Raw genomic sequence first — 15,023 nt, 5'->3', positions numbered from 1 at the left:
TATCTGCGCGTTCGCGCGACAAGAAACTTTTCAAATCCGTGCGGCGATGAAACAGATGCGATACATCGCCGCCGGGATACGGCCTGGATCTCAGGCCAGCCGGATCTCCGCGGTGAGCCCGCCGCCCTCGCGGTTGCGCAGGCGCAGCGAACCGCCGATGGCAATCGCGAGCTGATGCGCGATCGCCAGGCCCAGGCCGGTGCCGCCGGTCTCGCGGCTGCGGGAATTCTCGAGCCGCACGAACGGCTGCAGGACCGCCTCGAGCTTGTCCTCGGGAATGCCGCTGCCACGGTCCATGACCTGGATCGTCACCACATCGCCGTCGCGCGCCACCAGCAGTTCCGCGGCACCGCCGAACTTGAGTGCATTGTCGATCAGGTTGGTCATCACGCGCCGCAGCGCGTGCGGCCGCGTGACCACCGCGCCGCCCACGTTGCCGACGATGGTCACATCCTTGCCGGTGTCCTGGTAATCGTAGGTCAGGCTCTCGACGAACGCGCCGATATCGATACGCGACGCTTTCTCCCCATCGCCCTGCGTCGTGCGCGCATAGGCGAGCCCTTCCTGCACGAGCCGCTCGATCTCCGCCAGATCGTGCACGAGCTTGGTCTTCTCGATCGAGTCCTCGGCCATTTCGGCACGCAGCTTCATGCGCGTGATGGGCGTTTGCAGGTCGTGAGAGATGGCGGCGAGAATCTGCACGCGCTCCTCGACGAAACGGGCGATACGGGTACGCATCGCGTTGAATGCCGTGGCCGCATGCGCCACCTCCGTGGGCCCGCGCTCGCTGAGCGGCGGCCCCTTGGCATTGGGATCGAGCGCATCGGCCGCATCGGCCAGCGCGACGAGCGGGCGAATGGACTGCCGTACCGCATACCAGCAGCACAGGATCAGCAATACCAGCTGCGCCACCAGCACGTAGGGCAGCCATTGCGCGACCGGGGTCATGCGCGGATGCACGTCGATCGTCAGCGGGCTGCCGTCGCTCAGCGTCAGGTGCGCCTGCACGCGCTTGCCGTCATTGGGGATCGACTCCACCTTGACCGGAAAGCGGCCGCCACTGGCCTCGGTGATGCGTGCCGCGATGTCCGCGCTGCGCTGGTCGTGCGCGGGCACGCCAGGAAGGCCGGGGCCGAGGATGTATTGGTAATTGCCGCGATTCACGATCGGCAGCCATTGCGGCCGTTCCGCCGCGGGCAGCCGGTCGAACACGGTCAGCGAGGTGGCGATATCGGTTTCCAGCGTGCCGAGCATCACCTGCCGCGCGGACATGTACCGCTCGTAGAACAGCACCGCGAACGACATGCCGTGCGCGATGATCAGGCCGGCCAGCAGGATCAGGAACAGCCGCGAGCCCAGCGAGCGCGGCCACGGCCACCTGCGGGGTGGCGATGCCTGGTTGCCGGCGGCTGCCGTGGCCGGCGCGCTCATGGGGCGGCTCATTGACGGGCTTCTTTGATCTCGACGGGCACCGAGAACACATAGCCCTCGTTGCGGACGGTCTTGATATACATCGGTTCGCGCGCGTCGTCGTTGAGGCGCTGGCGCAGCCGGCTGACCAGCAGGTCTACCGAACGTTCGAACAGTTCGGCTTCGCGGCCCTGCGTGAGGTTCAGCAGCTGATCGCGATTGAGCACGCGCTGCGGATGATCGACGAATACGCGCAGCAGCCGGTACTCGCCGCCGCTCAGCGCGACGATCGTGCCTTCCTTGTCGATCAGATGGCGCGCGGTGGTATCGAGCTCCCAGTCGCCGAATGCCAGCAGTTGCCCGGCCTCGGTGATTTGCAGGTTGGGCGGCAGCATGCGTGTGCGGCGCAGCACGGCCTTGATGCGCGCCAGCAGCTCGCGTGCGGCAAACGGCTTGGCGAGGTAATCGTCCGCGCCCATCTCCAGCCCGATGATGCGATCGGTCTCGTCGTCGCGCGCGGTCAGCATCAGGATCGGCGTGGACTTGTGCTTGCCTGCGCGCAGCTCCCGGCAAAGGACGAGCCCGTCGTCCCCGGGCAGCATGACGTCGAGCACGATCATGTCGACGGCATTGGTATCCAGAAACTGCCGCATATGCCGGCCATCGGGCGCCACCGTGACGCGCAGTCCGTTCTTGGTGAGGTACGTCGAGACCAATTCCCGGATTTCCCGATCGTCATCGACGATCAGGACGTGGTCGATATGCGCATCCATAGGTTCTGCCTTGCGGAATCAATAAAAGAACGCGGCGAAGCACGTCCCGCCTGCATGTGCAGCATTGTATTCGTTTGTATCGTCATTGTTGTGTATCGCAATGTATCTGGAGGCGCTTTCCGCACAGTCCCTTACGTAGCCCCGCGGCGACGACACATCGGAGACAACCCCGCGCGGTCTCATGACGGCATACCCAGCCTGATGAGTCCCGATCATGACCTTGCTGATACTTGCCTTCGTCGGCGGCGCGCTGACGATCCTGAGCCCTTGCATCCTGCCGGTGCTGCCGTTCGTGTTTTCCCGCGCCGGCCGGCCGTTCGCCACCGGCACGCTGCCCATGCTCGCGGGCATGGCCCTCACGTTCGCGGCGGTCGCGTCGCTCGCCTCCGTCGCCGGCGGCTGGGTGGTTCACCTCAACGAGTATGGACGCATCGCGGCGCTCGTGGTGCTCGCCGTGTTCGGGCTGTCGCTGCTGCTGCCGAAGCTCGCGGACGCGCTGAGCGCGCCGCTCGTCGCGCTCGGCAACCGGCTGGCCGAACGCCATGCCGCCGCCACGCCATCGTCCACCGCTCGCGCGGTCGGCGGCTCGCTGGTGCTCGGCGTCGCCACGGGCATGCTGTGGGCGCCGTGCGCGGGTCCGATCCTCGGCCTCGTGCTGACCGGTGCGGCACTGCGCGGTGCCAGCGTCCAGTCCACGCTGCTGCTTGCGGCCTACGCCGCCGGCGCGGTCACGTCGCTCGCGGTCGCGCTCGGCATCGGCGGCCGCGCGTTCGCCGCGATGCGCAACTCCCTCGGTGCCGCGCAAGGCCTGCGCCGCGGGCTCGGGGTGGGCGTGCTTGCCGGTGTGATCGCCATCGGCTTCGGCGCGGACACGGGGCTGCTGGCCCGGCTGGGCGGCGACAACACGAGCCGGCTGGAGCAGGCACTGATCGACGGCCTGCACGCGGGCGCCCGCAGCGAGGCCCCGGGCAGGCTGCTCGCCGCCAACGACACTGGCAGCACGGTGCGCGATGGCATCGGCAACATGAACTACCGCAGTGGCCTGCCGGTCGAGGGCCGCATGCCCGCGCTCGACGGGGCGACCGAATGGCTGAACTCGCCGCCGCTTACGCGCGAACAACTGCGCGGCAAACCCACGCTGGTCTATTTCTGGACGTACTCGTGCATCAACTGCATCCGCACACTGCCGTACCTGCGCGCCTGGGCCGCGAAATATCCGGGCCTGCAGATCGTCGCCGTGCACACGCCCGAGTTCGCGTTCGAGAAGAAGTCCGCGAACATCCGCCGCGCGCTCGCGGACTTCCGCATCCAGTTCCCGGTGGCGGTCGATAGCGACTACAACATCTGGCGCGCGTTCGACAACAACTACTGGCCGGCCGCCTATTTCGTGGATGCCGCGGGGCAGATCCGCCATCACCAGTTCGGCGAGGGCGACTACGCGCGCTCGGAACAGGTCATCCAGGCGCTGCTCAAGGAAGCCGGCAATCGCGACGTGCCGACGGACATGGTCGCGCCGGAGGCCAGCGGCGCCCAGGCCGCACCGGATCTGCGGAACATCGGCTCCGGCGAGACCTACCTCGGCTACCAGCAGGCGTCGAACTTCGAGGCAAGCGGCTTCGGCGGGCGGCTGCTGCCCGATGCGCCGCGCGACTACAAGGCGGACACCCCGCGCCTGAACCACTGGGGCCTGAACGGCAACTGGACCGTGAGCGCGGACAAGGCGACGGTGAACCGCGCCGACGGCAGCGTCGTGTTCCGCTTCCGCGCGCGCGACCTGCACCTCGTGCTCGGGCCCGCTGCCGACGGCAAGGCGGTGCGCTTCCTCGTCACGGTCGATGGCAAGGCGCCGGGCGCGAGCCATGGCGCCGATACCGACGCGGCCGGCAATGGCGCCGTCACGGCGACGCGCCTGTACCAGCTCGTGCGCCAGGCCGGCAATGTCGGCGAGCACACGTTCGAGATCCGATTCCTCGACCCCGGCGCGCAGGCCTACGTGTTCACGTTCGGCTAATTGCGATCGGACGACCCAGACCCATCCCCCAACAACGGAGCACGTCATGAAGCTGTACAGCAACGAAATTTCCTCGGCCACGTCGCGCGTGCGCATCGCACTGGCGCTCAAGGGCATCGTGCCGCAGATCCTCCCCGTGTCGATCCTCGGCCCCGATGCCGAGAATCGCCAGCGCGACTACCTCGCGCTGAATCCGCAGGGTCTGGTACCCGCGCTGCTGACCGAGAACGGCACGCTGATCACGCAGTCGATGTCGATCATCGAGTATCTGGACGAGCGGTTCCCGCAACCGCCGCTGCTGCCCGCCGACGCGGAAGCGCGCGCGTTCACCCGCTCGGTGGCGCTGGCGATCGCCGCGGAGATCCACGCGCTGGTGCCGCCGCGCGTGGCTGCGCAGCTCGGCGCGCTGGGTCTGGATGCGAACGCGATCGGCGACTGGAACCGGCACTGGATCCGGGAAGGCTTCGGTGCCGTGGAATCGTTGCTGGCGTCGCGCCGTTCGGGATCGCATGCAGGAGCGTTCGTAGCAGGCGATACGCCGACCGTCGGTGACCTGTTCCTGTTCCCGCAGGCAATCAATGCGGAGCGTGCGGGACTGCCGCTGTCGCTATGGCCGAACATCGCCGAGGTGGTCGGCAAGCTGCGCGGCATCGAGGCGTTCGTCGAGAACGCGCCGGCACCGCGCAAGTAAGGACGGCGGCGGACGAACGATCAGGCGCCCGTCGGGCGCACCGCTACCATGTCGATCTCGATCAGCGCGCCCTTGGCCAGGCCCGTCACGCCGATGCACGTGCGCGCGGGACGGCGGCCGACGGGCCAGTAGCTCGCGTACGTCCTGTTCATGGTGTCGTAGTCGCGATCGAAATCGGTCAGGTACACGCGCACCTGTACCACGTTTTCGAGGCCGAGCTTGCAACCCTCGAGCACCGTGGTCAGGTTCTTCATGACCTGATGGGTCTGCGCCTCGATGCCTTCGGGGTAACCGGAATCCAGGCCCGTGCCGAGGAAGGGCATCTGGCCCGTCACGAACACGAAGCCATTGGCCTCCACGGCATGGCTGAACGGCGCCACGGGATCCGGCGCGCCGGCCAGCATATGGAAGACGGGGGTTGCTGCGCTCATCGTCGAAACTCTCCTGTATGGGACATGCACGATGTCTTGGGAAACCGCATTGTGCAGCAAGTCTTGGGCCAATATTTCGTAAGTTGGCCATGTCCGATCCCGACGGCGATGCCTACTGTGGTTGCACACCAACGGTGCATGTCGCACCGCGGCACTCACAGGAGTCGTCTTGTCGCGCCTCTCCGGATCCCGCAGGCACCCCGCACGCTCGCTAGCCGCGGCGTCTGTCGCCACGTTGCTCGGCTTGCCGTGCGTTGCCCATGCCAAGACGTGTCTCTTCACCGATGCGTCGTTCCTGCCCAGCCATCTCTGCATGCAGGACGACGACGAGATCGACCTGCGCGCCTACGCACAGGCGCGCAGCCTCAAGTTCTACCCCGTGGATCGCCTGCTGATGGCACGCGGGGACGTGCTCTATCTCTCCGATAAGCCCCGGCTCGCGGGACGCATCTGGAGAATCGACCGATCGCTCGACCTGTCGGAGATCTCCGCGCTGGGCATCGCGCCATACTCCACGGCATCCGCTCGCCTTGCGCCGGTGGCCTGCTTCTTTGGCGACAACAGCCTGGCCGGAGAGAAATCCTGCGCCCAGCCCGGAGAAATTCTGCCGACGCTTGGCAAGCTGGATGGGAAGGTGGCTTCCATCCGTGTGCCCTCGGGCCTCGGCGTTCGCGTCTATGCCGAGTCGGGGGGCCGCGGGCGCAACGCCTTCGTGCGCCGCAATCAGGATCTTGCCGCGCTGCAACGGCTGGGCATGGCGGGCACGATCCGGGCCGCCCAGGTGGCGCGCACCAGTATCCGCTGTCATGCCGAGTGCCCGATCCCCGAGACGGATGCCTACGATCTGCCGACGCTGTTCGGCGACGGGTGGTGGAACCTGTCGCGGGGCAATCCGCAGTTCGCGGTGACGCTGCGGGTCGACGCCGATGCCCGCGCACTGGTCGAGTTCGGCGATTCGCTCTACCTGCAAGTCATGCAATCGGAAGCAATGGTCACCACGTTCTGGCCCTATCGGCGGCATGCGCTGCTGCCGACCCGTCAGGATGTGCGGCACCTCACCATCGCCTTCGAGTTCCGCGCCCCGCACGCCTTCGATGTTCAGGTCATTCGCAGCGATGCGGAACGGCGCTTTATCGATGCCTCGGCCATCCTCACCCTCCCATGGCCATCCCGGCGCGCGGAGATGCTGTCGATCCGCAACGCCGCACCCGCAAAGGCGCTCGTGCAGACGCTGATCTCCATGCAGACGGCAGCGTCCGACGCCCGCGTCGCGCGCGACGCGCATTGCCGGACCGAGCCCATGCTCGGCGTCGGACATGCGTTCCTGTTCGGATGTGCCAGCCCGCTCGATCATCTGCCGGCGCCGCCGCTGTCCAGTCCGCCGAACCGTTTCCCAAGCCTGTCCGAATCCGTGCTCGTCCGCACATTCGCAGGCGCGGGAAACCCCATGGCGATGGGCGCTGCGTCACGGGTCTGCCAGGTCATGCCGGAGCGGCTGTACGCCAGACGCCCCATGCGGGTCATTGCCGACTGGTCCGCCTGTGTCAGCCGCACTACGTTGATCATCACGCTATATCAGACCCTGTTCGGCGACCGATGGAATCTCCGGGACTTCACCAACATCGTGACGGACGCGCTCCATCAAGGCATCACGCCCGGGGTCAAGGACACCGAACTGGCAAAGCAGTTCGTGACCGCGGTGCAGGAACAGACAGGCGGCACGGACCGGCGTCTCGATGACGCCATTGCCGCGTTTCATCAGGCCAACGTCATCCACGCCTACTCGCGCGCGCGGACGCAGGACATGGAACTCGCGATCGAACGGGCCGAGCGCGGCGGCCCACACGGCTGTCCCCAGGGCGTCGCCCTCGACGCGTCCATCTCCGCGATGCGGCACGGCATGATGGGGTGGTATCAGGTGGCGATTGGCGACTATGTGCCGCGCACCGTTATTCCGCGCGTCTGGCGGAACGGCGCGTTCCAGAACTCGCATGAGTCGTTCACCTACGAGGCGGGCGGCGTGAACACGCCGGGGCTGATGGAGTCCATCCGCTATCTGATGCATGGCTGGGGGAACTCCTATCTGTACGCGTTCGAGGCCGCCACTACGCTGCTGGCCGATGCCAATCCCGGCAGCGGTCCGCCGCGCGACGTGGCTGGCGCCGCCCCGCTTCCGGCGCCGCCACCGGCCCTCTGTCCGCTGGCGGACCCCGAATCCATCCGGCTACTGGCGATGTCCGGAAACTCCATCGCCATGGGGATTGCGGAAGCGACGTTGTCTCCCGGCCCGTCGGACCATTTCATCGTGGTGTCGTTCCGCGGCGAGCCGGTGGCGGTGCTGCTGGGAGAGATCCCGGCCGACGGCTCTCAAACGGCAGAAAGCCGTTACGTCGTGAGCGCGCCGCAGAACGTGCTCGACCGCTATGCCGATGGCGCCGTGCGCGGGGCGGGCTCCGCGGCGACGCATGCGTTCATTCAGTTTGCGCTGAGCCGGAGCATGACGGCGGTGCGCGCGCTGGCCGTCACCGAACCATCGGTCGCCATCAAGCAACGCGTGGGCTTTCGCCTGCTCGACTGACCGTTGATCGATCCACCCATTGACCGATCCACCCATTGACCGATCCACCCATTGACCGATCCATCGATTGACCGGATGGGACGAAAACCTCGCAATGACCTTGCCATGCCCAATCCCGCGTCGCTGCGTCGCTGTGCTGTTTGCCCTGCTGGCGGGGGCTATCTCTGCCGATGCCGGCGCGCGCGCGTGCTTCTTTGCGATGACGGCGGGCGCGTCACCGAAGCTCTGCCTTGGCAGCGACGACGAGATCGACTTCCATACCTACGCACGCGCCTTCCAGGGTACGTTCTACCCCTTCGAACACATTACGCTGGGTCCGGGCGATGCCCTGTACCTGTCCGATCGCCCTCGCCTGACGGGCCGCCTCTGGCGCGTCGGACAGTCGATGGACAAGGCCGCCCTGATTGCCGAGGGCATCGCGCCCCAGTCGATCGTGTCCGCAGCGCTGGCGCCCGTCGCCTGCTTTCACGCCGACGACCGCTTTCAGGGGGAGCAGTCGTGCGTCGCGCCGGGCGAGATGGAACCGTCGTTTGCCCGGCTCGACGGCAAGACCTCGTCGATCCGCCTGCCTCCGGGACTTGGCGCGCGCGTGTATGCGGAGGCCGGCGCCAGAGGTCGCAGCGCCACGCTGCGCCGAAGCATCGATCAGGCGGGCCTTCGCAAACTCGGTATCGACGATGCCATCCGCTCCGCGCAAGTCGCTCGCGTCAGTATCCGGTGCCGTACGGATTGCCCGATTCCCGACGCCGATGCGTACGATCTGCCGGCGCAATTCGGCCGGATGTGGTCCGATATCTCGCATGGCCATCCACAGCTTGGCATGACATTCCGTATCGATCCCGAGGCCAGGGCGGTCGTCGAGTTCGGCAACGGTCTTTACCTGCAACTGATGCATACGGGCGCCATCATCACGACGTTCTGGCCGTATCGCCAGCTGGCGGCGCTGTCGAGCGACCACCGCGCACGCTACCTGACCGTGGCCATGGAATTCCGTCCTGGCCAGGGCTTCGATGTGCAGTTGATCCGCAGCGGTGCGGACCGGGGCTATCTCGACGCCACGCTCATCCACTCGCTGCCGTGGCCCACGGAGCGCGATGAAGTGGTGTCGATTCGCAATGCGCATCGTGCCCGCGCGCTGATACGCGCGGATCTGACGGTCAACGCCGTGGATCCCCTCAACCGCGTGATACGCGACGCCACCTGCCAGCGCGTGCCGGTCCTTGCCGTCGGCAACGCGTTCCTGCGGGGTTGCGAGCCCGCGCGCACGACCGCTGCAGGCACCGATGGCCCGGCACAGATCCCCGCGCCGCCCGCCGCGCGCGCCCCCGAGGCAACGCTCGTACGCACATTCGCCGATGCCGGCAACCCGCTCGCGATGGGCGCCGCGGCGCGAGTGTGCCGCGTCTCGCTGTATCAGATCTTCAACGCCCGGCCCATGCGGGGCATTCCGAACTGGTCCGCCTGCGTGAGCCGCACCACGCTGATCGTCTCGCTTTACCAGACCCTGTTCCCCGATGGCTGGAACCTCGAGCGATTCAGCAACATCGTCCGGGACGCGCTCGATCATGGACGGATGCCCGCCAGCGTGGCGGGCACACCGCCCGCGGCGCAATTCGTGCACGCCGTCCGGGAGCAGACGGGCGATGTGGATCGCCGGTACCGGGACGCCATCGCGGCCTTCCATCAGGCCAATGTGCTCCATGCCTACTCGCTCGCCCGGAATATGGACATGCTCGCCGCGCTCGAACAGCCGGGTACCTCGGCGCCGCCCGGTTGCGCCGCGCTCGCGGGTTCCGCCGATGCCATCACGCGCGCCCAGCGCGGGATGATGGGCGATTATTGGCTGGATCTGACGGGCTACACGCCCCGTACGGTCCATCCGCGCATCTGGCATCAGGGCGCGTTCCAGGACACGCCCGAGCCGTTTACGTTCATGCATGCGGGAGCGGAGGACACGGAACTGCTGGTGTCCATCCGGGCGCTCATGCAGAACTGGAGCGATGCCTACCTGCGGGAGTTCTCCGCCTCGGCGGAAGGTGCGACGGGGGTGCCCGTCACCGATGCGGCCGGCGCCGGCGTGGCGCCGCTCGGCGAGCCCGCCACGCAAGCCTGCTCCGCGGCCACCCCGCAGGCCAACCTCGTGCTGGCGATGTCGGGCGCGTCGATCGCCAACGGCATCGAGGAGGCCACGCGCGAAGCCGATGCGAGTTCGCAATTCGTTGTCGCGTCGTTCCGGGGCTCGCCCGTGGCGGTACTGTTCGGCACGATTCCGACCAGCGGGGAACGCGTGGCGGAAAGCCGATTCCTTGTCAGCGCGCCGCGCAGCGTCCTGGACCGCCATACCGAGGGCGCCGTGCATGGCGCCGGTTCCGCCGTGTCCCATGCGTTCGTGCAACGCGCCGCCTCGCTCGGCATGACCGCGGTGCGCGCCTACGCGGTGACGGCACCCTCCGTCGCGATCAAGCATCGCATGGGCTATCGCCTCGTCGAATAAGCGCGTATGCCAGCCGCCGCGCTGCGCGGTCATCCGCGGCGTCGTCGACTGTGGACCGCCGTGCGCGGGGGCGCGCCGGAGCCGTCATGCGGCGGACGCTCCGAGCCCTTATGCGGCGGACGCTATACTTGGCGTCGCGCCATCGCTTCCGATCGCGCGCTCCGATCGCGTCCGCAACGGCAACAGGTCCCGGAAATTGGCTGATCAAGATCTCTCCAAACTGAAAATCGACCGCCGCGCACCCGCCGCGGCGCCCCGCCGCAGGCGCCCGTGGTTCCGCTATGGGGCCATTCTCGTCGTGCTGCTGGTGCTCGCGGGCGTCGCCATGCGGCTGGCAGGCCCGCAGGCCGTGGAGACCGCGACGGTCACCACCGCCTATCCGACGCAGAACTACACGCTGCTCAACGCCACCGGCTATGTCGTGCCGCAACGCAAGGCCGCGGTCGCCTCCAAGGCGCAGGGGCGCCTCGAATGGCTCGGCGTGCTGGAAGGCTCGCGCGTCAAGCGGGACGAGATCATCGCGCGGCTGGAAAGCCGGGACGTGTCGGCCTCGCTGGCGCAAGCCGCGGCACAGGTCAAGGTGGCGCGCGCCAACCTCGAACTGCAGCAGGCCGAGCTGCGCGATGCCGAGATCAGCCTGCGCCGGTCGCAGACGCTGCTGGAGCCGAAGGCCATCCCACAGGCCCAGTACGATGCCGACCTCGCACGCTACAACAAGGCCAAGGCCTCCGTGAGCAGCGCGGTGGCATCGATCGCCTCCGCCGAAGCCAACGCGCAGGCCGCGCAGGTCGCCGTCGACCAGACTGTGATCCGCGCGCCGTTCGACGGCGTGGTGCTGACCAAGCAGGCCAACGTCGGCGACAACATCACGCCGTTCTCGCAGGCCTCGGACACCAAGGGCGCGGTGGTCACCCTCGCCGACATGGATACGCTCGAAGTCGAGGCCGACGTGGCCGAATCCAATATCGCCAAGATCGTGCTGAACCAGCCGTGCGAGCTGCTGCTCGACGCGCTGCCCGACACGCGCTTTGCCGGACAGGTGTCGCGCATCGTGCCGACCGTGGACCGCTCGAAGGCCACGGTGCTGGTCAAGGTGCGCTTCGTCGATCGCGACGCCCGCGTGCTGCCCGACATGAGTGCCAAGATCGCCTTCCTGTCGAAGGCCGCGCCCGCGGAGGACCGCAAGCCCGTGACGGCCGTGCAGCCCGGCGCCGTGGTTTCGCGCGACGGCAGGCAGGTGGTGTTCGTGGTCCGCGACGGCAAGGCGGCCGAGGTACCGGTCACCGCCGGCGCGAAGATCGGCGATCTGGTGTCGGTGCAGGGCGTCAAGGCCGGCGATGTCGTGGTGCTGGCTCCGGGCGAAAAGCTCGGTGACGGCGCCAGGGTAAGCGTGGCCAAGAAGGGTTCATGAACACGCCCGCCGCCACCCCGCTCGTCGATATCCGCCACGTCGCCAAGTCGTACCGGCGCGGCGCGCAGACGGTGCCCGTGCTGACCGACATCACGCTGGAGATCGCCGAGGGCGATTTCATCTCGCTGATGGGGCCTTCGGGCTCCGGCAAGAGCACGCTGCTGAATCTGATCGCGGGCATCGATCGCCCCGATAGCGGCGAGTTGCTCGTGGCCGGGCTCGATATCTCGCAGCTGCCGGAAGCCGCGCTGGCCGAATGGCGCGCCGGCCATGTGGGCTTTATCTTCCAGTTCTACAACCTGATGCCGGTGCTCAACGCGTTCGAGAACGTCGAGCTGCCGCTGATGATGACGCGCCTTTCGCGCGCGGAGCGGCGGGAACGCGTGGAAATGGTACTGGGCATGGTCAACCTGGCCGATCGCATGGACCACTATCCGTCCGAGCTGTCGGGTGGACAGCAGCAGCGCGTGGCGATCGCGCGCGCGCTGATCACCGATCCGATGCTGATCGTCGCGGACGAGCCCACGGGCGACCTCGACCGCGCATCCGCCACCGAGATCCTGGCCATGATGCAGCGCCTGAACGGCGAACTCGGCAAGACCATCATCATGGTCACGCACGACGCGCATGCGGCCAATGCCGCGAAATCGCTCGTGCATCTGGAAAAAGGCGAGTTGAGTCGAGGCGAGCTCGATCGCGAGGGGCACCGCTAGGCGGGCATCGACATGTACGTGCTCAAGCTGATCTCCCGGAATCTGCTGCGCCACAAGCTGCGCACCTCGCTGACGCTGCTCGGGCTCGTCATCGCGGTGCTGGCGTTCGGCCTGCTGCAGACCGTCGTGGACGCGTGGTATGCCGGGGCTTCCGCGGCCTCCAACGCGCGCCTGATCACGCGCAACGCCATCTCGCTCGTCTTTCCGCTGCCGCTGAGCTACGAGAACCGCATCCGCGGCGTGGACGGCGTGACGCTGATCGCGCGGTCCAGCTGGTTCGGCGGCACCTACCGCGAGCCCAAGAATTTCTTTGCGCAGTTCGCGGTATCGGACAACTACCTCGACCTGTATCCCGAGTTCATCCTGCCCGAGGCGCAACGCACCGACTACAACCGCGACCGCAAGGGCGCGCTCGTGGGGCGCCAGCTCGCGGACCAGTTCGGTTTCAAGGTCGGCGACGTGATTCCGATCAAGGGCACGATCTATCCCGGCACATGGGAGTTCATCGTGCGCGGCATCTTCGACGGGCGCGACGCCAGCACCATCACGCGCACGATGCTCTTCCACTGGGACTACCTGAACGAAACCGTACGCAAGCGCGCCTCGCGCCAGGTCGATCAGGTCGGTGTCTTCGTGCTCGGCGTGGCCGATCCGGACAACGCCGCGACGATCTCGCGCAACGTGGACGCCGTATTCAAGAACTCGCTGGCCGAAACGCTCACGGAGACCGAGCAGGCCTTCCAGCTCGGCTTCGTCGCGATGTCCAACCAGATCATCGCGGCCATCCGGCTCGTGTCGTATGTGGTCATCGTCATCATCATGGCCGTGATGGCCAACGCGATGGCCATGAGCGCGCGCGAGCGCACGGTGGAGTACGCCACGCTCAAGGCACTGGGGTTCGGCCCGGGCTTTCTCGCGTTGATCGTGTTCGGCGAGTCCATCCTGATGGGCATCGTCGGCGGCGCCATCGGCATGCTGGCCACACCGCCGCTGGCGGCCGCGTTCAAGCAGGCCGTCGGAGGCGTGCTGCCGGTGTTCAGCGTATCGCGCGAAACGATGCAGATGCAGGCGCTGTGCGCACTCGTCGTCGGGATCGTCGCGGGCATCGTGCCGGCGATACAGGCCGCGCGCGTGCGCATCGTCGAGGGCCTGCGGGCCATCGGGTAAGGCGGAGGCGAAGGCGACGGCAATGGCGATTCCCTTCAGCTATATCGCACGCAACCTGTGGGCGCGCCGGCTGACCACCGCGCTGACGGCGGGCGGGCTCGCGCTCGTGGTCTTCGTCTATGCCACGATGCTGATGCTCGATGCCGGACTCAAGCAGACGCTCGTCACCACGGGCGAACCGGACAACGTCGTCGTCATCCGCAAGGGCGCCGAGACCGAGATCCAGAGCGCGATCTATCGCGATCAGGCCAGCATCATGGAGATGCATCCCGCCGTGGCGCTCGGCGGGGACGGCCGGCCGATGTCGTCGAAGGAAGCCATCGTCCTGATCTCGCTGAACAAGATCGGCTCGGACAAGGCGTCCAACGTCGTCATCCGCGGCGTGTCGCCGAGAGGCCTGGAACTGCGTCCGCAGATCCGCCTCTCGGCCGGCAGGATGTTCCGGCCGGGCTCGTCCGAGATCGTCGTCGGCAGCGGGATCGCCAAGGGCTTCAGCGGCATGCAGATCGGCGAGCACCTGCACTTTGCCCAGCGCGACTGGACCGTCGTCGGCCACTTCGATGCGGGAGGCAGCGGCTTCGATTCCGAGGTGTGGGGCGATGTGGATCAGCTGATGCAGTCGTTCCGGCGGACCAACTATTCGGCGATGATCGTGCGCCTTGCGCGCGGCGACCAGTTCGAACGCTTTCGCGCCGATGTGGACGTCGATCCGCGCCTCGCCAACGAGGCCAAGCGCGAGCAAACGTTCTACAGCGACCAGTCGCGTGCGCTCTCCACGTTCATCAATATCCTCGGCGTCACGCTGACCACCATCTTTTCGATCGCCGCGATGATCGGCGCCATGATCACGATGTATGCATCGGTGGCCAACCGTGTGGCCGAGATCGGCACGCTGCGCGCACTCGGCTTCAAGCGCGCGAACGTGCTGGTGGCATTCCTGATCGAGGCGATCCTGCTGGGGCTCGTTGGCGGCATCGCGGGCCTGATGGGCGCGGCGCTGATGCAGTTCGCGTCGTTCTCCACGACCAACTTCCAGACCTTTGCCGACCTGTCGTTCCGCTTTCTGCTGACCCCATCCGTCGTCGTGCGCACACTGCTGTTCTCGATGGCCATGGGCCTGATCGGCGGCTTCCTTCCGGCACTGCGCGCCGCCCGCATGAACATCGTGGACGCGCTGCGCGCCCGTTGATACGGCGCGCGGGATTTTCACGCTGCCCCCTCCTTCCATCGCGTAGTTCAGCGACACCGGTCCGGAGGCTTCAGGGGCGCGGCCGCGGTTACGCCGCGCCCCTCGGCCACCAAGCTCCCCGTTCAACGCGGGCTTTACGCCACGGCGTTTGTAGG

At 67.3% G+C, this 15,023-nt stretch carries 11 protein-coding genes; 8 read left to right on the top strand and 3 right to left on the bottom strand.

All coding sequences use genetic code 11. The annotated features are described in order from the left end of the window. Nucleotides 1-90: 90 nt before the first annotated feature. Nucleotides 91-1,431, bottom strand: coding sequence for a sensor histidine kinase (locus tag AAHB16_RS15550; protein ID WP_342051474.1), 1,341 nt, complete (start codon nt 1,429-1,431; stop codon nt 91-93). A gap of 8 nt (nt 1,432-1,439) precedes the next feature. Beyond that, complete coding sequence (locus AAHB16_RS15545; protein WP_150375615.1) at nt 1,440-2,183, bottom strand: response regulator; 744 nt, start codon at nt 2,181-2,183, stop codon at nt 1,440-1,442. 214 nt (nt 2,184-2,397) lie between these two features. Here AAHB16_RS15545 and AAHB16_RS15540 point away from each other — a divergent pair, with 214 nt between their 5' ends. Beyond that, nucleotides 2,398-4,194, top strand: a complete 1,797-nt coding sequence (locus AAHB16_RS15540) for a redoxin domain-containing protein (protein ID WP_342051394.1) — start codon at nt 2,398-2,400, stop codon at nt 4,192-4,194. Between the two features lie 46 nt (nt 4,195-4,240). Then, on the top strand, nt 4,241-4,885 hold the full coding sequence (gene maiA / locus AAHB16_RS15535) for a maleylacetoacetate isomerase (RefSeq protein ID WP_342051393.1): 645 nt from the start codon (nt 4,241-4,243) through the stop codon (nt 4,883-4,885). A gap of 20 nt (nt 4,886-4,905) precedes the next feature. Here the strand turns inward: maiA and AAHB16_RS15530 are convergent, their stop codons facing one another. After that, nucleotides 4,906-5,316 (bottom strand): RidA family protein, encoded by a 411-nt coding sequence (locus AAHB16_RS15530; RefSeq protein WP_223851575.1) that lies wholly within the window; start codon nt 5,314-5,316, stop codon nt 4,906-4,908. A 169-nt stretch (nt 5,317-5,485) separates the two neighbouring features. On the opposite strand from AAHB16_RS15530, the gene AAHB16_RS15525 reads away from it, so the two are divergent. The 6 genes from AAHB16_RS15525 (at nt 5,486) to AAHB16_RS15500 (ending at nt 14,868) form a co-directional block, all read left to right on the top strand. Further along, nucleotides 5,486-7,894: a hypothetical protein gene (locus tag AAHB16_RS15525; protein WP_342051392.1), complete on the top strand. Its 2,409-nt coding sequence runs from the start codon at nt 5,486-5,488 to the stop codon at nt 7,892-7,894. Nucleotides 7,895-8,027: 133 nt separating this feature from the next. Beyond that, entirely contained in the window at nt 8,028-10,388 is a 2,361-nt protein-coding gene (locus AAHB16_RS15520) for a hypothetical protein (protein WP_342051391.1), read from the top strand. 196 nt (nt 10,389-10,584) lie between these two features. After that, nucleotides 10,585-11,799, top strand: coding sequence for an efflux RND transporter periplasmic adaptor subunit (locus AAHB16_RS15515; RefSeq protein WP_150375627.1), 1,215 nt, complete (start codon nt 10,585-10,587; stop codon nt 11,797-11,799). Then, a complete protein-coding gene (locus tag AAHB16_RS15510) occupies nt 11,796-12,512 on the top strand; it encodes an ABC transporter ATP-binding protein (protein ID WP_150375629.1) in 717 nt (238 codons plus the stop codon). Before AAHB16_RS15515 ends, AAHB16_RS15510 begins: the two co-directional genes overlap by 4 nt. A 12-nt stretch (nt 12,513-12,524) precedes the next feature. Then, nucleotides 12,525-13,679: an ABC transporter permease gene (locus AAHB16_RS15505; RefSeq protein ID WP_150375631.1), complete on the top strand. Its 1,155-nt coding sequence runs from the start codon at nt 12,525-12,527 to the stop codon at nt 13,677-13,679. A 22-nt stretch (nt 13,680-13,701) separates the two neighbouring features. Then, a complete protein-coding gene (locus AAHB16_RS15500; protein ID WP_342051390.1) occupies nt 13,702-14,868 on the top strand; it encodes an ABC transporter permease in 1,167 nt (388 codons plus the stop codon). Nucleotides 14,869-15,023 lie beyond the last annotated feature (155 nt).

The sequence above is a fragment of the Cupriavidus sp. OTU4054 genome (assembly GCF_038440175.1).
Classification (GTDB): Bacteria; Pseudomonadota; Gammaproteobacteria; order Burkholderiales; family Burkholderiaceae; genus Cupriavidus; species Cupriavidus pauculus_D.
Note: the sequence above shows the minus strand (reverse complement) of the source record. Positions and strands in the feature narration are given on the sequence as shown.